The sequence below is a fragment of the Burkholderia diffusa genome, from assembly GCF_902499115.1.
GTDB classification, from domain to species: Bacteria; Pseudomonadota; Gammaproteobacteria; order Burkholderiales; family Burkholderiaceae; genus Burkholderia; species Burkholderia diffusa.
Genome location: NZ_CABVPN010000009.1, coordinates 166,409 through 190,376, shown reverse-complemented (window position 1 = coordinate 190,376; position 23,968 = coordinate 166,409). Strand labels below are relative to the sequence as shown.

17 protein-coding genes are annotated in these 23,968 nt (G+C 67.8%); 12 read left to right on the top strand and 5 right to left on the bottom strand.

Going from position 1 to position 23,968, the window contains the following annotated elements; genetic code table 11:
• The first annotated feature begins 215 nt into the window (after window positions 1–215).
• The 3 genes from BTE28158_RS11505 to BTE28158_RS11495 all read left to right on the top strand — a co-directional run bounded on the left by BTE28158_RS11505 (window position 216) and on the right by BTE28158_RS11495 (window position 3,482).
• The gene (locus BTE28158_RS11505) at window positions 216–1,133 is read left to right on the top strand and encodes an alpha/beta hydrolase family protein (protein WP_124622727.1); all 918 of its coding nucleotides are present in this window, start codon (window positions 216–218) and stop codon (window positions 1,131–1,133) included.
• Window positions 1,130–1,561 carry a MarR family winged helix-turn-helix transcriptional regulator gene (locus tag BTE28158_RS11500; RefSeq protein WP_124622729.1) on the top strand — a complete coding sequence of 144 codons (432 nt, stop codon included), beginning with the start codon at window positions 1,130–1,132 and terminating at the stop codon, window positions 1,559–1,561. Before BTE28158_RS11505 ends, BTE28158_RS11500 begins: the two co-directional genes overlap by 4 nt.
• Window positions 1,562–2,021: 460 nt before the next feature.
• The gene (locus tag BTE28158_RS11495) at window positions 2,022–3,482 is read left to right on the top strand and encodes a sialidase family protein (RefSeq protein ID WP_124622733.1); all 1,461 of its coding nucleotides are present in this window, start codon (window positions 2,022–2,024) and stop codon (window positions 3,480–3,482) included.
• A 64-nt stretch (window positions 3,483–3,546) separates the two neighbouring features.
• Here the strand turns inward: BTE28158_RS11495 and adhP are convergent, their stop codons facing one another.
• A complete protein-coding gene (gene adhP / locus BTE28158_RS11490; RefSeq protein ID WP_151050321.1) occupies window positions 3,547–4,575 on the bottom strand; it encodes an alcohol dehydrogenase AdhP in 1,029 nt (342 codons plus the stop codon).
• 417 nt (window positions 4,576–4,992) lie between these two features.
• On the opposite strand from adhP, the gene BTE28158_RS11485 reads away from it, so the two are divergent.
• From BTE28158_RS11485 to otsA, 3 genes are all read left to right on the top strand, one after another.
• Window positions 4,993–7,071 (top strand): TonB-dependent receptor, encoded by a 2,079-nt coding sequence (locus BTE28158_RS11485; RefSeq protein WP_244108012.1) that lies wholly within the window; start codon window positions 4,993–4,995, stop codon window positions 7,069–7,071.
• 411 nt (window positions 7,072–7,482) lie between these two features.
• Window positions 7,483–9,120 carry a methyl-accepting chemotaxis protein gene (locus BTE28158_RS11480; protein WP_151050317.1) on the top strand — a complete coding sequence of 546 codons (1,638 nt, stop codon included), beginning with the start codon at window positions 7,483–7,485 and terminating at the stop codon, window positions 9,118–9,120.
• A gap of 527 nt (window positions 9,121–9,647) precedes the next feature.
• A complete protein-coding gene (gene otsA, locus BTE28158_RS11475) occupies window positions 9,648–11,054 on the top strand; it encodes an alpha,alpha-trehalose-phosphate synthase (UDP-forming) (RefSeq protein ID WP_124622739.1) in 1,407 nt (468 codons plus the stop codon).
• Between the two features lie 33 nt (window positions 11,055–11,087).
• Here the strand turns inward: otsA and ftsH are convergent, their stop codons facing one another.
• Window positions 11,088–13,055 carry an ATP-dependent zinc metalloprotease FtsH gene (ftsH, locus tag BTE28158_RS11470; protein WP_151050315.1) on the bottom strand — a complete coding sequence of 656 codons (1,968 nt, stop codon included), beginning with the start codon at window positions 13,053–13,055 and terminating at the stop codon, window positions 11,088–11,090.
• Between the two features lie 403 nt (window positions 13,056–13,458).
• On the opposite strand from ftsH, the gene BTE28158_RS11465 reads away from it, so the two are divergent.
• Window positions 13,459–15,123 (top strand): acid phosphatase, encoded by a 1,665-nt coding sequence (locus BTE28158_RS11465; RefSeq protein ID WP_174911737.1) that lies wholly within the window; start codon window positions 13,459–13,461, stop codon window positions 15,121–15,123.
• 95 nt (window positions 15,124–15,218) lie between these two features.
• On the opposite strand, the gene BTE28158_RS11460 is transcribed toward BTE28158_RS11465, so the two are convergent.
• Both BTE28158_RS11460 and BTE28158_RS11455 read right to left on the bottom strand, forming a co-directional pair.
• On the bottom strand, window positions 15,219–16,715 hold the full coding sequence (locus tag BTE28158_RS11460) for an FAD-dependent oxidoreductase (protein WP_151052412.1): 1,497 nt from the start codon (window positions 16,713–16,715) through the stop codon (window positions 15,219–15,221).
• Window positions 16,716–17,009: 294 nt separating this feature from the next.
• Complete coding sequence (locus tag BTE28158_RS11455) at window positions 17,010–17,219, bottom strand: hypothetical protein (RefSeq protein ID WP_151052416.1); 210 nt, start codon at window positions 17,217–17,219, stop codon at window positions 17,010–17,012.
• A gap of 452 nt (window positions 17,220–17,671) precedes the next feature.
• On the opposite strand from BTE28158_RS11455, the gene BTE28158_RS11450 reads away from it, so the two are divergent.
• From BTE28158_RS11450 to BTE28158_RS11430, 5 genes are all read left to right on the top strand, one after another.
• A complete protein-coding gene (locus BTE28158_RS11450; RefSeq protein ID WP_151052411.1) occupies window positions 17,672–18,088 on the top strand; it encodes a nuclear transport factor 2 family protein in 417 nt (138 codons plus the stop codon).
• A 3-nt stretch (window positions 18,089–18,091) separates the two neighbouring features.
• The gene (locus BTE28158_RS11445) at window positions 18,092–18,949 is read left to right on the top strand and encodes an SDR family NAD(P)-dependent oxidoreductase (protein WP_174919870.1); all 858 of its coding nucleotides are present in this window, start codon (window positions 18,092–18,094) and stop codon (window positions 18,947–18,949) included.
• Between the two features lie 41 nt (window positions 18,950–18,990).
• On the top strand, window positions 18,991–19,749 hold the full coding sequence (locus BTE28158_RS11440) for an SDR family oxidoreductase (protein WP_059600485.1): 759 nt from the start codon (window positions 18,991–18,993) through the stop codon (window positions 19,747–19,749).
• Between the two features lie 40 nt (window positions 19,750–19,789).
• Window positions 19,790–20,623: a glucose 1-dehydrogenase gene (locus BTE28158_RS11435; RefSeq protein WP_203249534.1), complete on the top strand. Its 834-nt coding sequence runs from the start codon at window positions 19,790–19,792 to the stop codon at window positions 20,621–20,623.
• Between the two features lie 78 nt (window positions 20,624–20,701).
• A complete protein-coding gene (locus BTE28158_RS11430) occupies window positions 20,702–21,607 on the top strand; it encodes an NAD-dependent epimerase/dehydratase family protein (RefSeq protein WP_151051022.1) in 906 nt (301 codons plus the stop codon).
• A 131-nt stretch (window positions 21,608–21,738) separates the two neighbouring features.
• Here the strand turns inward: BTE28158_RS11430 and BTE28158_RS11425 are convergent, their stop codons facing one another.
• On the bottom strand, window positions 21,739–23,604 hold the full coding sequence (locus BTE28158_RS11425) for a phosphoenolpyruvate carboxykinase (GTP) (RefSeq protein WP_151051024.1): 1,866 nt from the start codon (window positions 23,602–23,604) through the stop codon (window positions 21,739–21,741).
• Window positions 23,605–23,968 lie beyond the last annotated feature (364 nt).

Here is a 23,968-nt window from a genome sequence, read left to right as displayed (position 1 = left end):
AACCGATGAAGATAAGGCGATCCGCTTCATGAGACAAACGCAATATTCTTCTATGCAAAGATGCAAATGTTTTATGGATGAGTCGCCACGAAGCGACGCCGGCCGCCACGCGTCGCGCAACGCCGTTCGAATGATTCCTCGATAGATATTTCGTGCACGAAATAAACCACGCACTATATTTCGCATACGAAATAACTTCCCGAATGAGGATCGCCATGACGTCAGACCCCGTGGAGTTTTGCGCCGCCGACGGCTATACGCTGCGCGGCACGCGGTGGTTGCCGGACACGCCGCCGCGCGCGCTGGTGTTGATCCATCCGGCCACCGCCGTGCCGGAGCGGCTGTACGCGGGCTTCGCGCGCTTCCTGACCGAACGCGGCTTCGCGGCGCTGACCTACAACTATCGCGGCATCGGTGCGTCGCGACCCGCGCGGCTGAGCGCGCTGCAGGCTCGCATGCGCGACTGGGTCGAACTCGACGTGGGCGCCGCGATCGCGTGGGCGCGCGACGCGTACGCAGGGTTGCCGCTGCTGGCGGTCGGGCATAGCGTCGGCGGTCACGCGATCGGGCTGTCGGCCGGCACCGCGCACCTGCGCGCGGCCGTGCTCGTCGCCGCGCACGCGGGCAGCACGCGGCTGATTTCCCGCGCGGCCGAGCGGCTGAAGGTGCGGCTGATCCTGCGCGTGCTCGGCCCGCTCGCGTCCGCGCTGCTCGGCTACGTGCCGGGCAAGCGGCTCGGGCTCGGCGAGGACCTCCCCGCCGGCGTGTTCCGCGAGTGGAGCCGCTGGACCACGTTGCCGCGCTACTTCTTCGACGATCCGACGCTCGGGGCAGCCGAGCGCTTCTCGAAGCAGCAGTTGCCGATTCTCGCGCTCGGCTTCGACGACGATCCGTGGGCGAACCCGCCCGCGATCGACCTGCTGGTAAGCTACCTGACCCGGGCGGCCGTCGAACGCCGCCAGATCGATCCGAACGCCGCGGGCAGCGGACCGGTCGGACACATGGGTTTCTTCCGCAGCCGGCCAGGCACCGTGCTGTGGCCAGCGGTCGCAGACTGGCTCGCACAGGCGCTCGACGCGCCGCGCGCTGCGGGTCGCCCGTCCCTTTCCATTGCAGCCGGGAACCGAGCTTGAGCGAAGACCGACGACTGTTTTTCCTGTTGACCATCGGCCAGCGGCGCGTGCAGCGCTGGGTCGATCGCAAGGCCGAGACCGATGCGCGCGCCAGCGCCGCGCAGGCCGGCGTGCTGTTCTGCCTCGCGAGGCAGGACGGCGCGCTGATCGGCGAAGTCGGCGCGGCGCTGCAATTGGCGCCGTCCGCGATGACGGGGCTCGCCGACCGGATGGCGAAGGCCGGCCTGCTCGCGCGTCACGCCGATTCGGACGACGGGCGTGCAACGCGCCTGTTCCTGACCGACGAAGGACAAGCGGCGCTCAAGCGTGCGCGCGTGGCGCTGCGCGAGCTGAACGGCAAGCTGTGCGACGGGTTTTCCGACGCCGAACTCGACGTCGTCGCGCGCTGGCTGCACGCATTGCAGGACCGCTTTCCGACCGAACGCTGAACGGCGCCGGCGGTGCGCCGCATCGGCACGATGCCGCGTAATCGATAGCGATTCCGATTCGCGCTTTCGATTCGGTTTCCGAACTTTCCGGCGGCAAATTTTGCGTTCCGGAAGCACCGCTTCGGCAACGCTTTCCGGCTACGTCCTGTTACAAAAAATTGCCTCCCGCGCCGCATACCGATCGCCTACATTGCTATCCACTTCGACGCATTCGTCATATGCACGGACTGGCCTTCCCGTCGCGTCCGCATCCTTGGGCGCACTCGACAAGCAATGAAAACGAAGAGGTGTCTTGACCGACGTGCTGGCGGCATCCAGCACACGCGGATTGCGATGACTGAAGCGGCCTCCTGAACGACACCATCCGACGCGTGGCACGGCATCCATTGCCGCCGCGTACCGGTGCGCGACGTGCCGCTGCGCCCTGACATCGCCGCCGCACGTGAACGAGGAGCAGTCCATGCGACACACGATGGTATCCCACTCGCTTGTCACCCGCCTCACCCGCCTGTCCGCCACGATGGGAATGGCGATGGCCGCCGCCGCGGCCGCGCATGCCGACCCCGTGGTCGTGTCCGGCCCGAGCCCGTTCGCCGCCTGCACCATCGGCGGCCCCGGCACGAACTACGTGAACGCCGAGGTCGAACCATGGCTCTCGGTCAATCCGGCGAACCCGACCAACATGATCGGCGTGTGGCAGCAGGATCGCTGGTCGAACGGCGGCGCCCACGGGCTCGTCGCCGGCTACACGTTCGACGGCGGTGCGACCTGGGCGCGCACGCCGCAACCGTTCAGCGCCTGCGCGCCGGGCGGGCTCAAGTACGAGCGCGCGTCAGATCCGTGGGTGTCGTTCGGGCCCGACGGCACCGCGTATTCGGTATCGATCTCGTTCAACCAGTCGAACAACGGCAATGCGGTCGCGGCCTCGGTGTCGACCGACGGCGGACAGACGTGGAGCAGCCCGGCCGTACTGATCGCGAACGACGAACCGACGACGCAGTTCTTCAACGACAAGGAATCGGTCACGGCGAACCCGGTGAAGGCCGGCACGGCCTACGCGGTGTGGGACCGCCTCGAACTGCCGAACGGCAACCCGTATGCGAACCTGCACACGCAGGCATATCGCGGGCCGACATTCTTCTCGAAGACGGTCGATGGCGGCAAGACGTGGAGCAGAGCGAAAGTCATCGTCAACGTGCCGTCGCGTCAGCAGACGATCGGCAACCAGATCGTCGTCGACCCGAAGACCGGTACGCTCTACGACTTCTTCGACCTGATCCAGCCGCCGTTCAGCAAGGCGGCCGGCAAGGTCGCGTTCATCAAGTCGACCGACGACGGCGCGACCTGGACGAAGCCGCAGGTGATCGCCGGGCTGCAGACGGTCGGCGTGACCGATCCGAACACCGGCGAACCGGTACGCACCGGCGACATCATTCCGGAGCCCGCGATCGATCCGGCATCCGGGCAACTGTACGTCGTCTGGCAGGACAGCCGCTTCAACGGCGGCAACTACGACGAGATCGCGCTGTCGACGTCGAAGGACGGCGGCGCGAGCTGGAGCGCGCCGCTGCAAGTGAACACGCCGACCGGGCGTGCCGCGTTCAATCCGTCGGTGCGCGTCGACAATGCCGGCTCGGTGATGGTCACCTACTACGACTTCCGCGACCTGCAGGCCGGCAACACGACGACGCTGCCGACCGGGTTCTGGCGCAAGATCTCGCACGACGGCGGCACCACGTTCGCCGACGAGCGGCGCGTCGGCGGCCCGTTCGACATGAAGCTCGCGCCGAACGCGGAGGGCTTCTTCATCGGTGATTACCAGGGGCTCGACGTGCTGCCGTCGTCGTCGTTCCATCCGTTCTTCGTCCAGACCAACGCGGGCAACCTGACGAACCGCACCGACGTGTTCTTCGCGCCGTGATGCACGCGTGAGCGCAGGGCTGCCGCGACGCCCCTCGCGTCGCGGCAGCGTGCCCGAATGCGCGTCAATGCATGTCGGTCAGCACGATGCGGCCGTCGACCTTCCCTTCGCGCAGCCGCGCGAATATGTCGTTGATGTTGCCGAGTCGGTCACGATGGATATGCGCGCGCACCAGCCCGTCCGCCGCGAAATCGAGTGATTCCTGCAGATCGCGACGCGTGCCGACGATCGAGCCGCGCACCGTGATGCCGTTCAGCACGGTCGAGAAGATCGGCAACGGGAAATCGCCGGGCGGCAAGCCGTTGAGCGCCACCGTGCCGCCACGCCGCACCATCCCGAGCGCCTGCGCGAACGCACTGCGCGACACGGCCGTGACCAGCACGCCATGCGCCCCGCCGATCTCCTTCTGGATGACCTTCGCCGGATCGTCGGTCGACGCATCGATCGTCAGTTGTGCGCCAAGCTGGCGAGCGAGTTCGAGCTTGGCCGGAGACACGTCGATCGCCGCGACGTGCAGGCCCATCGCGCGCGCGTATTGCACGGCCACGTGGCCGAGCCCGCCGATACCCGAAATCGCGATCCACTGGCCCGGACGCGTGTCGGTGACGCGAATCCCCTTGTAGACGGTTACGCCCGCGCACAGGATCGGCGCGATCTCGTCGAACGCGACCTGCTCGGGCAGATGGCCGACGTAGTCGGGATCGGCCAGCACGTATTCCGCGTAGCTGCCGTTCACCGAATAGCCGGTGTTCTGCTGCCCGTGGCAAAGGGTTTCCCAGCCGGTGTGGCAGTACTCGCAGTGGCCGCACGCCGTGTAGAGCCACGGCACGCCGACGCGGTCGCCCTCGCGCACGTGCGTGACGCCCGCGCCGACCGCCGCGACGACGCCCACGCCTTCGTGTCCGGGAATGAACGGCAGCGTCGGCTTCACGGGCCAGTCGCCGTCGGCTGCGTGCAGGTCCGTATGGCAGACACCCGTCGCCTTGATGTTGACGAGGATCTGGCCAGGGCCCGGCATCGGGATCGGCACTTCCTCGATGCGCAACGGTTCGCCGAACGCGTGCACCACCGCCGCTTTCATGGTTTGAGTCATGCGTCGCTCCTGTCTGGTCGATGACCGCGCCAGTATCCGGGCTCGAAACCGGAACGCATTGATGCGCATCAACGGGGCAGAAATCGTGCGCGCCGGCGGCGCATTCATCGCGAGACATGGTTGCTTGCGCCGCCGGTGCCGGTTTGAACGTCCCGCCGCTGCGTTCTCGGCCATTTCGGCAGGTTGTCGGAGACCCTGTGGGCTACCGCCGTTTCGCTTGGAATTTGTAATGATATAACATATCATTTCGCGAACTCGTCCATCTGAAGCCGTTCCGCCCGGGTGGCCGGGTTACGCCGAGTCATATCCAAAAGGGTCACTGCGCGTCGCAGACGCAACAATATATCGTATCAAGTAATGACCCGCATGTCTCGTTTCCCGATCCGATTCCAACCCATTCCAACCGATTCACCGACCATGCGCGACCTCCCTCGTCTACCGCTTCGCCCGCTACCGCCCGTTTCGCTGATGCTGTTCGCCGCCGTCGCGCACGCACAGGCCGATACGCCCGCCTCGTCGACGCCGACGCACACCACGCCGCTCGCGCCGATTTTCGTGACCGCGAACCCGCTCGGCGACACCGAGCTGATCTCGCCGACCGTGCAACTGTCCGGCGACGCGCTGACGCGCCGCCAGGCCGATTCGCTCGGCGAAACGCTCGACGGCCTGCCCGGCGTATCGACCACCACCTACGGGCCGATGGTCGGCCGCCCGATCATCCGCGGGATGGACGGCGACCGGATCCGCCTGCTGCAGAATGGCGTCGCCGCCTACGACGCGTCGTCGCTGTCGTACGACCACGCAGTGCCGCAGGATCCGCTGTCGATCGAACGCGTCGAGATCGTGCGCGGGCCGGCCGCGCTGCTGTACGGCGGCAACGCGGTCGGCGGGGTCGTCAACACGATCGACAACCGGATTCCGCGAGAGGCGATCGAAGGCGTGACGGGCGCGCTCGACGCGCGCTACGGTGGCGCCAATTCGGTGCGCGCGGGCGCCGCGCAGGTCGAAGGCGGCAACGGCCGCTTTGCGTTCCATGTCGACGCATTCGACCGGGAAACGAGCAAGCTGCGGATTCCCGGCTACGCGCGCAGCAGCCAGCAACGGGCGATCGACGGCCCCGACACGCCGCAACCGTACGGCAGCGTGCCAAATAGCGACGGCCGCGTGCATGGCGGCGCGCTCGGCGCGTCGTACACGTGGGCCGATGGCTTCGCGGGCCTGTCGTACAGCGGCTACGAGTCGAACTACGGCTCCGTCGCCGAGGACGACGTGCGCTTGCGGATGCGCCAGGAGCGCCTCGCGCTCGCGTCCGAGGTGCGCAACCTGAGCGGCCCGTTCACGACGCTGAAGTTCGACTTCGCGTACACCGACTATCGCCACAAGGAAGTCGACAACGGCGAGACGGCCACCACCTTCCGCAACCGCGGCTACGAGGCGCGCATCGAGGCGCGGCATCGCAGGATCGGCCCGTTCGAAGGCGCGATCGGTGTTCAGTTCGGCCAGAACACGTTCTCGGCGCTCGGCGACGAAATGCTCGTGCCGTCCACGCGAACGAACAGTGTCGCGCTGTTCGGTCTCGAGGAATGGCAGGTCGTCCCCGCGCTGAAGCTGACCCTCGGCGGGCGCTTCGAGCATGTGAAGATCGATCCCGATCCGGCCGGCATCGAGAAATTCGCGGTCGCGCAGCCGCGCGACTTCAATGCCGGCAGCGTATCGGCCGGCGCGCTGTTCTCGCTGACGCCCGTGTGGTCGGTCGCGGCAAACGTCGCGTACACCGAACGCGCGCCGACCTTCTACGAGTTGTACTCGAACGGCCCGCACGACGCGACCGGCCAGTTCCTGATCGGCAACCCGAAAGCGTCGAAGGAAAAGGCCGTGTCGACCGACCTGTCGCTACGCTATGCGAGCGGCCCGAACCGCGGCAGCGTCGGCGTGTTCTACAACCGCTTTTCCAACTACCTGACCGAGTACAACACGGGCCGCCTCGTGAACGACGACGGCGAACCGGTCGCGCCCGGCGCCGGCGATACGCTCGACGAAGCCATCTATCGCGGCGTGCGCGCCGAGTTCTACGGCGTCGAACTCGATGGCAAGTGGCGCGCGTTCTCGCGGCGCGGTCACACGGTCGACCTGGAACTGACCGCCGACTACACGCATGCACGCAACGTCGACACCGGCCAGCCGCTGCCGCGCATCGCGCCGCTGCGCGCGACGCTCGCGGCCGACTATGGCTACGGCCCGTTCGGTGCGCGCGCGCAGGTCACGCACGCGTGGTCGCAGCACCGCGTGCCCGACAACGATGTTCCGACCGACGGCTACACGTCGCTCGGCGTGATGCTCACGTACAAGTTCCGTGTCGGCGCGACGCACTGGCTCGCGTACCTGCGCGGCGACAACCTGACGAACCAGGAGATCCGCTATGCGACCTCGGTCGTGCGCGGCTTCGCACCGCAAGGCGGCCGCAGCATGATGGCCGGCCTGCGCACGACGTTCTGATCGCCGGACGGCCCGCGGCGCCGGCCGCGGGCCGGGTCGAACGGGCGCGCATTCTTAGCCTCTTTTACAGGGCCAAATCGGGCGTTCCCGAGCGTCCGAACGCAAATGCGCGATTCACCCGTAAATCAAGGAACATACCAATCTGGCGATTTGAGAAACCGACCAGAACGTATTAACTTTCGGTAAAAGTCGATTTTCATGTCCGCGTATGAACGCGACGATCATTGGCGATTCCTGAGCCTTTCTCCGGATCGAGAAAGCCCAACCGGCGGGGTTTCCAGTGAAAAAATAATAAATATCAGGGTTTTCGATGGGTAAAGAAATATCCGGAATTCCCGTTAATGACGGCACGGGCCTGCACGCGGTCGAACAACAAATTCCCATCGTCAACCACTCGCACAGAGGCACATCGTGAAAATCGCCAGAATAACGATCAAGGCAAAACTGCTTGGCGGCTTCGGTTTGCTCGCCGTGGTCGTCGTGGCCGTGTCGGGCATGGCGCTGAAAGCGCTGTCCGATACGAACGACGAGTTTTCCCGGTACATGAACGGCGTCAATGCGCGCGCAAACCTGTCCGCGCAAATCCGTACGGCGGTCGACCGGCGCGCGATCGCCGCGCGCAACCTGGTGCTCGTGACCACGCCGTCCGACATCCAGCTCGAACTGGCCGAAGTGCAGCAGGCGCACAAGGACGTGCAGGACCGTCTCGCGAAGCTGAAGGACATGATGGCGAATGCGACCGACACGACCGACCGCGCGCGCGAACTGGTCGCCGAGATCGTGCGCGTCGAAGCGAGCTACGGGCCCGTCGCGCTGAATATCGTCGGGCTCGCGCAGGCCGGCAAGAAGGACGAGGCAACCGCCGATATCGACAATCGCTGCCGTCCGTTGCTTGCGCAACTGGTTCGCGCAACCGATGCGTACGCAACCTATACGCACGAGCGTGAAGTCGCGATCGCGCAGGCATTCTCGGATCGCTACGCGCTCGAGCGCAACTTGCTGCTGGCCATCTGCGCAATCGCGATCGCGGTGGCGGTTGGCGGCGGCCTGTGGCTGACGCGCAGGATCACCGCACCGATCGTCGCGGCAGTCGACGTCGCGCGCACGGTGGCCAATGGCGATCTCGGCAGCCGTATCAGCGTGAGCGGCAACGACGAGACGCGCGACCTGCTCGACGCGCTGCGCACGATGAATGCGCGGCTGATCGACATCGTCGGTCGCGTGCGCGATTCGTCGAACAGCATCGCGCATGCGGTAGGCGAGATCGCATCGGGCAATCTCGACCTGAGCCAGCGCACCGAGGAACAGGCCGCATCGCTGCAGGAGACCGCCGCGACGATGGAGCAATTCACGTCGACGGTGCGCCTGAACGCGGAGAACGCGCAGCAGGCGAGCACGCTCGCCGCGAATGCGTCGGACGTCGCGCTGCGCGGCAGCGCGGTGGTCGGCCGCGTGGTCGATACGATGACGGAGATCGGCAACAGCTCGTCGAAAATTGCGGACATCACCGGGATCATCGAAGGCATCGCATTCCAGACCAACATCCTCGCGCTGAACGCGGCAGTCGAGGCGGCACGCGCGGGCGAACAGGGCCGCGGCTTCGCGGTCGTCGCGAGCGAGGTGCGCAGCCTCGCGCAACGTTCGTCCACCGCGGCGAAGGAAATCAAGGAGCTGATCTCGGCATCGGTACAGACGATCCAGGACGGCTCGGCGCTCGCGGGCGAAGCCGGCAAGACGATGTCGGACTTGACGCGAGCCGTCGCGCGCGTCACCGACATCATGGGTGAAATCGCGGCCGCATCGGCCGAACAGAGCCGCGGCATCGACCAGGTGAACCTGACGATCACGCAGATGGACGAGACGACGCAGCAGAACGCGGCACTCGTCGAACAGGCTGCGGCCGCGTCGAAATCGCTCGAGGCGCAGGGCCGCGATCTGTCGGAGACGGTGTCCGCGTTCCGGATGCCGGCCGGCGAACATGCAGCGTCGGCACACGCGCGCGCGCAAGCAGACGACAGCGCGTCGCACTGGCAGGCAGCTGCCGCATAACGTGGTGTCACGCGTAACGCGTCGCACGGAACACGGCCCGTCTGCGCATCGCCACCGCCTGCGTGCGACGGTCGTCACGCTCGTGCGAACCTGAAACGCCGGGCGTCGCGCGGCACGCTCCATGTGTCCGCGGCACGCATCCTCGCCGCGTCGACCACGCACATCGCGATCGATCGAAGCAATTTCGATCGACACGGAATACGATCGGGCCCGTACGTCCACGATCCCCTTTCTCCAGGATCGCCGCCTCCCGTTGCACACGCTGCCGCGCAATTTCCGGTCCCGCCCGCCCTGCACGCGAAACGGCAAGTGTTGAACCGCCTGCGAATTCGCCGAGCGCGGTCATGCACTTTTAAATCATGCGAATGACGAGTATCCTAAAAAAAGCACTCCACGTTCGAACGGCGAATCGCGTTCCCTGATTCCCGTCCGCTCGTATCGCGGCCCCATCGCGCCACGCGTCGATGGCGGCGTCCGCCTCGCGCCCTGGCCGCACGAACCTTCCCCAACCATTCGCAGGAGAGCTGGTGAGCCGACTCGTCGTCGTATCCAATCGCATTGCAGATCCCCGTAAAGCCGCGGCAGGCGGGCTTGCCGTGGCCGTGAAAGACAGCCTGCAGGAATCGGGCGGCGTCTGGTTCGGGTGGAGCGGCAGGCTGCGCGGCGACGGCGAACGCCCCGCGCACGGCGACGACGTGCAGATCCAGAACGTCGGCGGCATCCAGCTCGCGACGATCGATCTCGATCCGCAGGATTACGACGCGTATTACCTCGGATACTCGAACAACGTGCTGTGGCCGGTGTTCCACTACCGCCTCGATCTCGCGCAGTTCGACCGCCGCTTCGCGGACGGCTACCGGCGTGTGAACCAGTTGTTCGCGCGCAAGCTGAGCACGCTGCTGCGCCCCGACGACGTCGTCTGGGTCCACGATTACCAGCTGATTCCGCTCGCCGCCGAACTGCGTGCGATGGGCTGCAGGAATCCGATCGGCTTCTTCCTGCACATTCCGATGCCGCCGCCGCCGATCATGGCCGCGATCCCGGAGCACGAGTGGCTGATGCGCTCGCTGTTCGCCTACGATCTCGTCGGCTTCCAGACCGAATCGGATCTCCTTCACTTCGAGCACTACGTCGAGGCGGAAGCCGGCGCCGCGCGGCTACCGGACGGCCGCCTGCACGCGTTCGGCCGCACGCTGTCGGCCGGTGCGTTCCCGATCGGCATCAACGTCGACGAATTCGCAGCGCTCGCGGAGAACCGCGACGGCATCGACATGTTCGAGCGGATGCGCGACGAGTATTCGCGTCGCCAGTTGCTCGTCGGCGTCGACCGGCTCGACTACACGAAGGGGCTGCCGCAGCGCGTGCACGCGTTCCGCCAGTTGCTCGAACAATATCCGGAGAACCGCGACCGCGCGACGCTGATCCAGATCGCCGCACCAAGCCGCGAGGATCTCGGCGCGTACGACGACCTGCGGCGCGAGATGGACAGCCTGTGCGGCGCGATCAACGGCGATTACGGCGAACTCGAGTGGATGCCGATGCGCTACATCCACCGCACGGTCGCGCGCAAGCGCTTGCCGGGCCTCTACCGCGCGAGCCGCGTCGCGCTCGTCACGCCGCTGCGCGATGGCATGAACCTGGTCGCGAAGGAGTTTCTCGCCGCGCAGGACGAGGCCGATCCGGGCGTGCTCGTGCTGTCGCGTTTCGCGGGCGCGGCCGAGCAGTTGAAGCCCGCGCTGCTCGTCAATCCGTACGACACGCAAGGCACCGCGCAGGCGATCCAGCGCGCGCTCACGATGCCGCTCGACGAACGCCGCCAGCGCCACGACGCGCTGATGGCGATCGTGCGCAAGACCGACGTGCACTGGTGGCGCACGCGCTTTCTCGACGCGCTCGCCGAAGCGGCGGAAGTCGCCGCCGCGACCGAGTCCTGACGCGCCGCGTCCTGCCGGCGACAGGCTCGTGCTTCAGCGTTCGGGTTCGCGCGGCGGCCCGTATGCGACGAAATCGCGCTCGATCGCGGACGCCTGCTCCGGCGTATTCGCGCCCGCGCAAGGCCCGGGATCGGTCGTGGATGGCACGGCACCAGGCGCCTCGCGCCCGTCGATCAGCGCCTGCAACGCATCGCGTTCGAGCACCTCGCACGCAAGCAGCCGTCGTGCGATCCGCTCGAGCGCATCGCGACGTTCTCCGAGCGTCGACGCGACGCGCGCATGCGCATCGGTCAGCAGCGTATGCACCTCGTCGTCGATCATCCGTGCGGTGTGCTCGCTGCAGCGCCCCTCGCCCGAATGCCATGCACCCGGCATGCCGGTGCGCGCATCGCCGTCGTCGAAGCTCACCAGCCCGATCCGCTCGCTCATCCCGTACTGCATGACCATGTGGCGCGCCATCGCGGTCGCGCGCTCGAGATCGTTCTGCGCGCCCGTCGACACGTCGCCGAATACGAGTTCTTCCGCGACGCGCCCGCCGAGCAGCGCGTCGATCCGATCGAGCAGCTCGCTGCGGCGCAGGACGTAGCGATCCTCGGTCGGCACCTGCTGCGTATAGCCGAGCGCGGCCACGCCGCGCGGAATGATCGACACCTTCTTTACCGGATCGCAATGCGCGCGGCTTTCCGCGACGAGCGCATGGCCGGCTTCGTGATAAGCGATCGTCAGCTTCTCCTGTGCGTTCATCACGCGGCTCTTGCGCTCGAGGCCCGTCAGCGCGCGATCGATCGCCTCGTCGAAGTCGTCCATTCCGATCGCCGGCTTGCCGAGTTCCGCCGCATGCAGCGCGGCCTCGTTGACGACGTTCGCGAGATCGGCGCCGACGAAGCCCGGCGTGCGCGACGCGAGTTCGCCAAGGTCGACGTCGGCCGCGAGCTTCACGCGCTTCACGTGCACGCCGAGGATCTGGCGGCGGCCGTTCACGTCGGGCCTGTCGATCGCGATGTGACGGTCGAAGCGGCCCGGGCGCAGCAGAGCGGGATCGAGAATCTCCGGCCGATTGGTCGCGGCCATGATGATCACGCCGGAGCCGGCCTGGAAGCCGTCCATCTCGACGAGCAACTGGTTCAGCGTCTGCTCGCGCTCGTCGTTGCCCGACATCGGGCCGACCCCGCGCACCTTGCCGAGCGCATCGAGCTCGTCGACGAACACGATGCACGGCGCCTTCTGCTGCGCCTGCTCGAACAGGTCGCGCACGCGCGCCGCGCCGACGCCGACGAACATCTCGACGAACGCCGAGCCGCTGATCGAGAAGAACGGCACGGCCGCCTCGCCCGCCACCGCGCGCGCGAGCAACGTCTTGCCGGTGCCGGGCGCGCCGACGACCAGCACGCCCTTCGGAATCTTGCCGCCGAGCCGCTGGTAGCGATCCGGATCGCGCAGGAACGCGACGAGCTGCTGCAGCTCGGCCTTCGCTTCGTCGATGCCCGCGATGTCGTCGAACGTGATGCCGGTTTCCTGCTGCACGTAGACGCGTGCGCGGCTCTTGCCCATCCCGGTGAAATCCTGCAGCCCGCCGCGCTTGCGCAGCATCAGGTTCCAGATGAACACGAACGCGACGAGCGGCACCAGCCACGACGCGAGCGACGCGATCCAGCCGGTGTCGGACGCGCCGTGGAAGCGGATGCCGGCGGCGGTCAGCGTGTCGATCAACTGCGGGTCGGTCACGCGGTTGGTGGCGAAGCGGGGCGGCGTGCCCTCCGACTTCAGGGCCGCGACTTCGGACGCCGGCAGCATCGCGCCGGCCTGCGGCATCGTCAGCGTGCCCGTGATCGTCGTCGATCCGATCTCGAGATCGTCGACGAGCCGCGCGGCGACGAGCCGATGGAAATCGCTGTACGCGATCAGCGTCGACGTCGGACGCAGCATCAGCAACTGCGCGGCGAACAGCACGAAGAAGCCCGCCGCGATCAGCAATCCTGCGTAGTCGAATTTCCTGTCCATGGCATCGGGCCGGCCGGTCACGCCGCCGCGCGCTTATGCGTGCCCGCGCGCCGGGCCGGCACGCGGCATCGGCAGCCACGCGCATACGGAACGCATCCGCGTCATCTTCGCCTCGTTTCGTCGCATGAATGACACCGCGAAGGCGCGCCACGCGCCGTTCGCGCGGACGACGCACGGCAACGCGCCGCCCGTGATTCAAGTCTAGTTCGCGCGCAAGCGTCGCGCATTGTCCGACAAACAGCTTTCATCGAGGCGGGCGGCCACGTTATAGTCGCGTTCATGACATTTCCGTGACAGCCGGCATCGCCCCGCCCGGGCGCGACGCCGGCCGTCCCGCGTCGCGGCAGGCCGCGTGACGCCGCCGCGCATCGAACGACAACCGCCCATCCGAGGAGCTCACGACGTGAACGACACCCCCGATCGCCCCGACGACCTTCCCGTTGATCCCGACCGCCGCCGCATGCTCGGGGGCCTCGCCGCGCTCGGCGCCGGCGTCGCGCTCGGCGGCTGCGAGACCACGCCGGGCGGCGCGCCGCGCACCGCCGCCGACCTGCGGCTCGACGAGGCGCTGCGCCGGCAGGTGCGCCACATCGTCGTGATCTATGCGGAAAACCGCAGCTTCGCGAACCTGTATGGCGACTTCCCCGGTGTGCGCTACCCGTTGAGCGAGGTGCGGCCCGAGCATGCGCAGCAGCTCGATCGCGACGGCAAGACGCCGTTGCCGGTGCTGCCGAAAATCTGGGGCGGACTCGTGCCGCAAGCGCAGGAAGTGGACGGCAAGCGCTACGCGATCGCCGAGCGCGACATCGACAAGCTGCCGAACGCGCCGTTCCGGATCGCCGACGCGCAGGGCAAGCCGCTGCCCAATGGCGTAATCACGCGCGACCTGTGGCACCGCTTCTACCAGAACCAGATGCAGATCGCGGGCGGCCGCAACAACCAGTTTGCCGCGTGGGCCGATTCGGGCGGCCTCGTGATGGGCCATTACCGCAATTCGGCCGACACGCTGCGGCTGTGGAACCTCGCGCGGCAATACACGCTGTGCGACAACTTCTTCATGGCGGCCTTCGGCGGTTCGTGGCTGAACCACATGTTCCTGATTTCCGCGCAGCCGCCGATCTATCCGGATGCACACCGGCATCCGCACGCGGCGAAGCTGCTGTCGAAGGTCGACGGCGACGATCCGGCCGGCACGCGGCTGACGCTCGCCGCCGATTCGCCGGCATCCGCGCTCGAGGGCCCGCCGAAGTTCGCGGTCGACGGCCCGCTGACGCCCGACGGCTACGGCGTCAACACGATGGCGCCGCCGTACCAGCCGAGCTACGTGCCGCCGGCCGATCCGGGCAACGCGGCATACGCGGATCCGGCCGACCATCGCGTGATCCCGCCGCAAGCCCATGCGACGATCGGCGACCGCCTGTCGGAGAAGAACGTCGACTGGGCGTGGTACAGCGGCGCGTGGCAATACGCGCTCGAGCACCGCGACACGGGCACGGTGCCGGATTTCCAGTACCACCATCAGCCGTTCAACTACTTCGCGAACTATGCGCCCGGCACCGACGCGCGCCGCAAGCACCTGCGCGACGCGGGCCTCGGCGACGAGCCGTCGACCAACCGCTTCATCGCCGACATCGACGCGGGCCGCCTGCCGGCCGTCGCGTTCTACAAGCCGCAAGGCAACCTGAACATGCACGCGGGCTATGCGGACGTCGAATCCGGCGATCGCCACATCGCGAACGTGATCGAACGCATCCGGCGCGGCCCGCAGTGGGCGAACACCGTGATCGTGATGACGCACGACGAGAACGGCGGCTGGTGGGATCACGTCGCGCCGCCGGTCGGCGATCGCTGGGGCCCCGGCTCACGAATTCCCGCGCTCGTGATCTCGCCGTTCGCGAAGAAGGGTTACGTCGACCACACGATGTACGACACGAACTCGATCCTGCGCTTCATCAGCCGCGTGCACGGGCTCGCGCCGCTCGACGGCGTCGCCGCGCGCGACAAGGCGTTCGCGTCGCGCGGCGCGACGCCGCCGGGCGACCTGACGAACGCACTCGATCTCGGCTGACGGCCTGTCGACGCGCCACCGACGTCCGCCTGAAACGACGACGCCCCGGTGCAACACGGTTGCCCGGGGCGTCGTGCCTTCCTGTTAAGGCGACGCTACGCGGCGCGGCGCTCCGCCTCGCTCACCGAACGCGCGGCATGACGACCGGCCTGCCGGCCGAAGAACGTCGCATCGGCCAGCGACAGCCCCGAACTGTACCCGGCGCCCCAGCGCGGCAGCCCGCAACTCGTGCGGCCCGCCGCATAAAGGCCCGCCACCGGCACGCGCATGGCGTCGAGCACCTGCCCGGTCGGCAGCGTGTCGAGCCCGCCCAGCGTGAAATGCGGATAGAACGCGTAGTCGATCCGGCAATCGAGCGCGACGAACGGCGGCTCGATCAGCGGCGTCAGCCACTTCTTCGCCTTGTGGAACAACGGATCGACGCCTTCGGCCGCGTGGCGGTTGTAGACGTCGACGGTCGCCGTCAGGGTGCCGGCCGGCATCTGCAGGTCGCGTTCGACTTCCTCCCATGTCTCGCCCGCCGCCGCGATGCCGATCCGCGCGATCGCGGGCGGCTCCTGATAGGTCGCCTGGTCGACCAGCAGGTAGATCCGGTCGTCGGTCTGGTGGAACGCGTGATGGCCGGTGCGGCCGTGATAGCCGTCCTCGTTGATGAAGCGCTGGCCGCGCGCGTTCACGAAGATCCCGCGGATCAGCGATTCGGGCGCGTAGAACGGCAGGCTGACGAAACCCTGGTCCATGTGGATCGCGGCCCCGCCCGCGCTCTGGCCGAGCAGGATGCCTGAGCCGTCGTCGCCCGGGCTGCCGATCGGTTCGTCCGAGCGCAGCAACTGCGGCGCGTGCCGGCGCACCATGTCGCGGTTCATCGCGAAGCCGCCCGCGCACAGGATCACAGCGCGGCGCGCCCGCACGCATGCCGTCTCGCCGTACGCGCGCAGCACGACGCCGCGCACCGCGCCGGCATCGTCGACGATCAGCGCCAGGGCGCGCGTGTCGTAGCGTGTCGACACGCCGAGCGCCTGCACGCGCCCGGCCAGCACGCGCATCAGCATCTGCCCGCCGCCCCAGCCCGGCCATTGCGGTGTGTGCCCGCGCGGGCACGGCTTCGCGGCCTCACTGAACGGCCAGGCCTCCTCGCTGCCGGACCAGATCAGGCAATCGTCCGTTTCCGGTTCGACGATCCGCTCGGCGATGAACGTGTTCTTGTACGTGAGGCCCTGCGCGACGAGCCAGTCGTGATGCGCGAGGCTCTCGTTCGCGTAGAGACGCACCTTCGCCTCGTCCGCGTCTCGGCCGCCCGCGAGCATCAGGTAGCGGTACAGGTCCTCGGTATCGTCGCTGAAGCCGGCCTGCCGCTGCGCAGGCGTGCCGCCACTGCCGCCGAGGTAGATCTCGCCGCCGGACAGCGCGCTCGTGCCGCCGTAGCTCGACGCGCGCTCGACGATCAGCGTGTCGGCGCCGGCGCTCGCGGCTTCGATCGCCGCGCACGCGCCGGCCGCGCCGAAGCCGACGATCACGACGTCGTGTTCGGCGTCCCAGCGACGCACGTCGCGGACGTTCAGGGGGCGGGTCAGGGAATAGTCGGATGACATCGCGTAATGGTCCTGCGTGAAGGGAATGGGTGAAAGGCGGTGGTCGTGGCGAAGCACCGCCGGGCAGGCAGCCCGATACGGACGTCGGCGCGGTGTCGATGCGAGCGCTCGAGAGCGCGCATGCGAGCCGCGCCGGGTGTCGTGGGCGGAAACTCGAACGACGACGGGAAACCGGATGGGCGACCCGCGGCGCATGTATCGCGGTGCGCCACCCGGCCTGTCCGCGAGGACGCCGCCGCATCGCGACGGCTTCCGGGCGACATCGAATCGGCGCGGCGCACGGCCGCGCCAGCGTCACATGCCGCGCAGCGCGGCGAAGCCGAAGTGCGACGGATCGATCGGTACGCAACCCGTCGGCAAGCCGTTCGAGTCGACCGAGCGGCATTGCAGAATGCCGGCCGCATAAGGTGGCGACGGGACCTGCTCGGCACCATATCGCGCCACCGCCATGGCCGCGAACGTGCCTATCGCCAATACGCACAGCTTGCGAGTCGTCAGTCTCATGATCGTCGTCCCCTCCGGTTGGCCGCTATCGCGGTTCGTATCCGGCGACTGACCACGTGCAACGGCGCCGGATGACTGCACGGTAGCCAGCGCCGGCCCGCCAGCCATCGTCCATTTCGACTAGGGGCAAACACGAATCGCGCTTCATGCGGCGCACCGCACTGCAGCATTACTGCGTGATCGGTTCGACTGAAAGACCCGCGAACCGTCTGACCCGGCTTGTTGCGATCGGCCGCATCACCGTCGGCCGCATGCCGTGCATCCGCCGCTGCATCGCAGCATCGGACGTTGCACCGCCGTCGGTCCCGGTGTTTTCCCCGATCCTTACCCTGCTCCGTATGGATGATGAGCATCGATCGGTCCGATGCGAACCTGCGCGTCAACGTCGCAACGCCGCTGCATCCGCGCTCGCGGCGCGGCAAACGCTTTCCGTTCACTCACGGGAGTACCGCATGACCGATTCGAATCCCCGCCACGCGCTGTACGAACTTGCGTGCCGTTACGCGCAAGCCGTCGATCGGCGCGACTGGCCGCGCCTCGCCACCCTCTTCACCGCCGATGCGCAGCTCGACGGCCCCGGTTTCCGCTTCGACGACCGCGACGCGATCGTCGCCGGCATGAGCGTGATCGAGCGCTACGAGACGACCCAGCACCACGTGCACAACCAGCTCGTCACGCTCGACGACGGCGAAGCCGATGTCGAGACCTACGGCGTCGCGTGCCACGTCTATGTGCGCGAAGGCGTGAAGCGCAAGCTCGACTGGGGGCTGCGCTATCGCGACCGCTGCGTGTTCGACGGCGGCACGTGGCGCTTCGCCGCGCGCACGCTGCACGTCGACTGGTCGCAAGACCTGCCGCTGGAGGGCTGAACGATGCGCTCGCCCCTCCCCCTCGCCGGCCGCACCGCGCTCGTCACGGGCGGCGCCGGCGGCATCGGCGCGGCCTGCGCGCACGCGCTCGCCGCCGATGGCGCGGCCGTCGTGCTGATGGGCCGCCGCCGCGACGCGCTCGAACGCACGCAGCGGCATCTGGCCGAGGCAGTGCCCGGCAGCCGCGTCGCGATCCACGCCGGCGACGCCTGCGACGACGCCGACCTGCAGGCCGCGCTGGATACCGCATGGGCGCTCGACGGCCGTCTCGACATCGTCGTGCCGACCGTCGGCGGCGCCGGGTTCCGCCCGCTGCTGATGCACGACGCCGACAGCTTCCGCGCGGAAATCGACCTGAACCTGTCCAGCGCGTTCGCCGCGATCCGTCACACCGCGCCGCGGCTCGCCGACAGCGGCGGCGGCTCCATCGTTTGCATCTCGTCGACCGCCGCGCAGATCAATTTCCGCTGGCTGACCGCGTACTGCACCGCGAAGGCCGCGCTCGAGGCGCTGGTGCGCGGTGCGGCCGAGGAGCTGGCCGGCGCGAAGATCCGCGTGAACGCAGTGCGGCCGGGCCTCACGCGCTCCGAAGCCACCGCCCCGATGTTCGACGACCGTGCGCTGGTCGACAGCTTCCTCGAACAGATTCCGCTCGGCACGCTCGGCGAACCGGAAGCGATCGCGCACGCGGTGCGCTATCTCGCGGGCCCCGAGTCTGGCTGGGTCACCGGCCAGAGCTTCGCGGTCGACGGCGGCCACGAGCTGCGCACCAACTCGCGCGTCGACGCCACGATCGCGCAGATCTACGGCGCGGCCGCGCTCGACGCCGTCAAGGCCGGCCGCGCGCCGGGCGCCGCATGAGCGCCCGCCTTCTTTCAACGTCGCAGGAAATCGAACCCAACATGAATCGAGTCGCAAACAAGGTCGTGCTGATCACCGGCGCGGCGAGTGGCGTCGGCCGCGCCGATGCGCTGTTGCTGGCCGCCGAGGGCGCGCGCGTCGTGCTCACCGACATCGACGAGGATGCGGGCCGCGCGCTCGCGCGCGAAATCGGCGACACCGCGCTATTCGTGCGCCAGGACATCGCCGACGAGGACGGCTGGCGGCACGCGATCGCATCGACGCTCGACCGCTTCGGCCGCCTCGACGTACTCGTCAACAACGCGGCGATCTGCCCGGTCGGCTCGATCGAGGACACGAGCCTCGACACCTGGCGGCGCGTGCTGCGCGTCAACGCGGACGGCTATTTCCTCGGCTGCAAATACGCGATCGGCGCGATGAAAGGCAACGACACGCCGGGCTCGATCGTGATGATGTCGTCGGTCGCCGCGCTCGGCGGGCTGCCGATGATGTGCGCGTACACCGGGTCGAAAGGCGCGGTGACGGCGCTCGCGCGCAGCGTCGCCGTGCACTGCAAGCGCAGCGGCTACCGGATCCGCTGCAACTCGATCCATCCGGACGGGATCTGGACGCCGATGACGCAGGCGCTGATGCCCGATCTCGATCCAACCGCACTCGGCATCGGCAGCGATCCGATGGCACGCATGTGCGATCCGCGGGACGTCGCGAATCTCGTGCTGTTCCTTGCCTCCGACGAATCGCGTTTCGTGAACGGCGCGGAGCTGCGGATCGACAACGCGCAACTCGTTTCGTCCCTGTGATGCGGCTCGTGGCTTTTTCGTTCGAAGGAGTGTTGTGGTGATTTCATTTACCGGCAAGACAGTACTGATCACCGGCGGCGGCGCGGGCATCGGCCGCGCGTGCGCGGAAGGATTCGGCGCGGCGGGTGCGCGCGTCGCGGTGGCCGAGCTCGACCCCGCTCGCGCGCAGGACGTGCGCCAGGCGCTCGAAGCCGCGGGCGTCGACGCGCTCGTCGGCGTCGTGGACGTCACGCGCCGCGACGAGGTCGACGCATTCGCGCAGACGGTCGACGCACGCTTCGGCGGCCTCGACGTGCTCGTCAACAACGTCGGCGATTTCCTGCAGATCGCGAAACCGTTCGACGATCATACCGACGACGACATCGCGCGGCTGTTCGACGTGAACCTGCGCCAGGTGTTCGTCGTCACGCAGGCGATGCTGCCGTTGCTGCGCAAGCGCGGCGCGGGCAGCAGCATCGTCGGCGTGTCGTCGATCGAGGGCTTCCGCGCGATTCCGAACTGCACCGTGTATGCGTCGTTCAAGACCGCACTGACCGGTTTCACGAAAAGTCTCGCGCTCGAACTCGGGCCGGCCGGCATTCGCGTGAACCAGATCGCGCCGGAGACCACCGAGACGCCGCAGGTGCCCGTGAGCGCGATGGTCGCGGCGGAGCATCGCGCGCACATCCCGCGCTGGATTCCGCTCGGGCGCTTCGGTGCCGGCGGCGACATCGCGGGCGCCGCACTGTTCCTCGCGAGCCCGCTCGCCGCGTGGGTCACCGGCACGACGCTGCACGTGGACGGCGGCGCGCTCGCGGCGGCCGGCTGGTACCGCGACCCGAACGGTTTCTGGACCAACATGCCGGTCGTCACGGGCAACGGCTTCAACTTCTGAGTGCACTTCCGTGCGGCTTCATCCGTTCAATCGTCGGTTCAATTCATGCGGCGCGCCTGCGCCGCCCTCGGAGACACCATGAACATCCTGATCATCGGCGGCACCGGCCTCATCGGCGGCCACGCCGCGCTGCATCTGCGCGCGCAAGGCAACGACGTGACGCTCGCCGCCCGCAAGCCGCCCGCGCCTGGCAGCGCGCTCGCGCAATTCGACGTGCTGTTGCGCGACTACGTGGCCGGCAACTTCACGCGTGACGACCTCGCGCTGTTCGACGCGGTCGTGTTCGCGGCAGGCAACGACATTCGCCACCTGCCGCCCGGCACCGACGAAGCCGCGCACTGGGAACGCGCGAACGTCGACGCGGTACCGCGCTTCTTCGCGCTCGCGCGCGACGCGGGCGTGAAGCGCGCGGTGCTGGTCGGCAGCTTCTATCCGCAGGTCGCGCCGGCACTCGTCGACACGGTGCCGTACGTGCGCTCGCGCCATCTCGCGGACGAACGCGTGCGCGCGCTCGCGTCGCCGTCGTTCGCGGTGTGCAGCGTCAATGCGCCGTTCGTCGTCGGGTCGGTGCCGGGGCTGCGCAACGAGATGTTCGCCGCGTACACGGGCTATGCGCAGGGCAAGCTCGCCGGCCTGCCGGTGTACGGGCCGGCCGGCGGCAGCAACTTCATCTCGACGCAGTCGCTGTCGGAAGCGATCTGGGGCGCGCTGCAACGCGGCGCATCCGGCAAGGCCTATCTCGTCGGCGACGAGAACCTGAGCTTCGCCGACTATTTCGCGGCCTTCTTCCGCGCGGCGGGCAATCCGCAGCCGGTGCCGTCGCTCGACCAGGAGCATCCGCTGCTGCCCGATATGGCGATCTATACGGGGCGCGGCAACGTCGTGTCGTACGAACCCGATCCGGCCGATATCGCGCTGCTGCGCTACCGGCGCGGCGACGTGCAGCGCGCGGTGAACGAAGTGGTCGCGCAATGCGGCGCATGAGCGCACTGCCGGCGCAACACGCGCCACGCTGAAACGAAGCAGAAACAAAAACGTCCCGCCGCCGGCGATGCATGCCGGCGGCGGGACGTTCGTGCCACCACGTCGTTACTTCGTTACTTCGATTCGGATCGTCAGCCGCCGATGCGCTGTTCGATCTTCTTCATCGTGTCGGTCAGCTCGGTGGGCAAACGCAGCTTCAGCGTGTCGAACAGCGCCGCATGCAGCTTCAGTTCCTCGCGCCATTCGTCGGCGTTCATCGACGTCACCGCGTCGAACTGCTCGCGCGTGAAGTCGAGCCCGTTCCAGTGCAGGTCGTCATAGGCCGGCGACACGCCGAACGCATGGTCGCCGCCGCCGCCGTTGCCCTCGAGGCGATCGAGCATCCACTTCAGCACGCGCATGTTCTCGCCGAAGCCCGGCCACACGAACTTGCCGTTCGCATCCTTGCGGAACCAGTTCACGCAGTAGATCTTCGGCAGCGTCGCGCCGGCGCCTTCGATCTGCTTGCCGATCTTCAGCCAGTGCGCGAAATAATCGCTCATGTTGTAGCCGCAGAACGGCAGCATCGCGAACGGGTCGCGGCGCACGACGCCCTGCTGGCCGGCTGCCGCGGCGGTCGTCTCCGAGCCCATCGTCGCAGCCATGTACACGCCTTCGATCCAGTCGCGCGCCTCGGTCACGAGCGGCACGGTCGTCGAGCGCCGGCCGCCGAAGATGAACGCGTCGATCGGCACGCCGGCCGGGTCTTCCCAGTCCGCGTCGATCGACGGGCATTGCGATGCCGGCGCCGTGAAGCGCGAGTTCGGGTGTGCGGCCTTGCGGCCGGTTTCCTTTCCGATCTCCGGCGTCCACGGGTTGCCCTGCCAGTCGGTCAGCTTCGCGGGCGGCGTGTCGGTCAGGCCTTCCCACCACACGTCGCCGTCTTCCGTCAGCGCGACGTTCGTGAAGATCACGTTTTCCTTCAGCGTCGAGATCGCGTTCGGGTTGGTTTTCACGCCCGTACCCGGCGCGACGCCGAAGAAGCCGGCTTCCGGGTTGATCGCATACAGGCGCCCGTCGCGGCCCGGCTTCAGCCATGCGATGTCGTCGCCGATCGTCGTGACCTTCCAGCCGTCGAAACCCCGCGGCGGGATCAGCATCGCGAAGTTGGTCTTGCCGCACGCGGACGGGAACGCCGCCGCGACGTGATACTTCTTGCCGGCCGGCGACGTCACGCCGAGGATCAGCATGTGTTCGGCGAGCCAGCCCTGGTCGCGGCCCATCGTCGACGCGATGCGCAGCGCGAAACACTTCTTGCCGAGCAGTGCGTTGCCGCCGTAGCCCGAGCCGAAGCTCCAGATCTCGCGTGTGTCGGGGAAATGCACGATGTACTTGACCGGATTGCACGGCCACGGCACGTCCTTCTGGCCTGCTTCGAGCGGATGGCCGACGCTGTGCACGCACGGCACGAATTCGCCGTCCTCGCCGAGCACGTCATAGACGTCGCGGCCCATGCGCGTCATGATCCGCATGTTCGCGGCCACGTACGGGCTGTCGGACAACTCGACGCCGACGTGCGCGATCGGCGAGCCGAGCGGGCCCATCGAGAACGGCACGACGTACAGCGTGCGGCCGCGCATCGAACCGCGGAACAGACCGTTCAGCGTCTCGCGCATTTCTTCCGGCGCGATCCAGTTGTTGGTCGGGCCGACGTCGTCGGGCGATTCGGTGCAGATGAAGGTGCGGTCCTCGACGCGCGCGACGTCGGACGGATCGGACTGCGCGAGATACGAGTTCGGGCGCTTCGCCGGGTTCAGGCGCTTGAGCGTGCCCTGGTCGACCATCGCCTGGCACAGCGCGTCGTTTTCTTCCTGCGAGCCGTCGCACCAGACGACGCGATCGGGCTCCGTGAGCGCCGCGATACGCGACACCCAGTCGATCAGTTTGCGATGCTTGACGAATGCCGGGGGAGCGATCAGCGGGCCGTGCGTCGCTTCGGCCAGGTTGTTTTGCGACATGGGAATGTCTCCAGACTATTGGGCGGGGATGGGGGATGCGGGACGAGCCCGCGAGATGGGGAATGCGGTCGGAGCGCAGGATGCAGCGACGCGCAAGGCGGCACACGCGAGCGGAGCGCGTGTCGATGCCGCGATGCGGGCGAGAGAATGTGATGTCTCGTATGAGCGTGCGAACGCGAGTTTCGCCATGCAAGCAACCTGCCGTACAACTCCATGCCGGCCAGCATACCATCGCCGTTATTGGGCGGGCGTTGCGTTGCAACAAGAAACAACTGTGACGACGCGCCGGCATGCCGCTTGCCGGCATGTCCTTTTTACTGCGCCGACGCGTGAGCTTTGGGGACGAAACGGCTGGAACATCCGT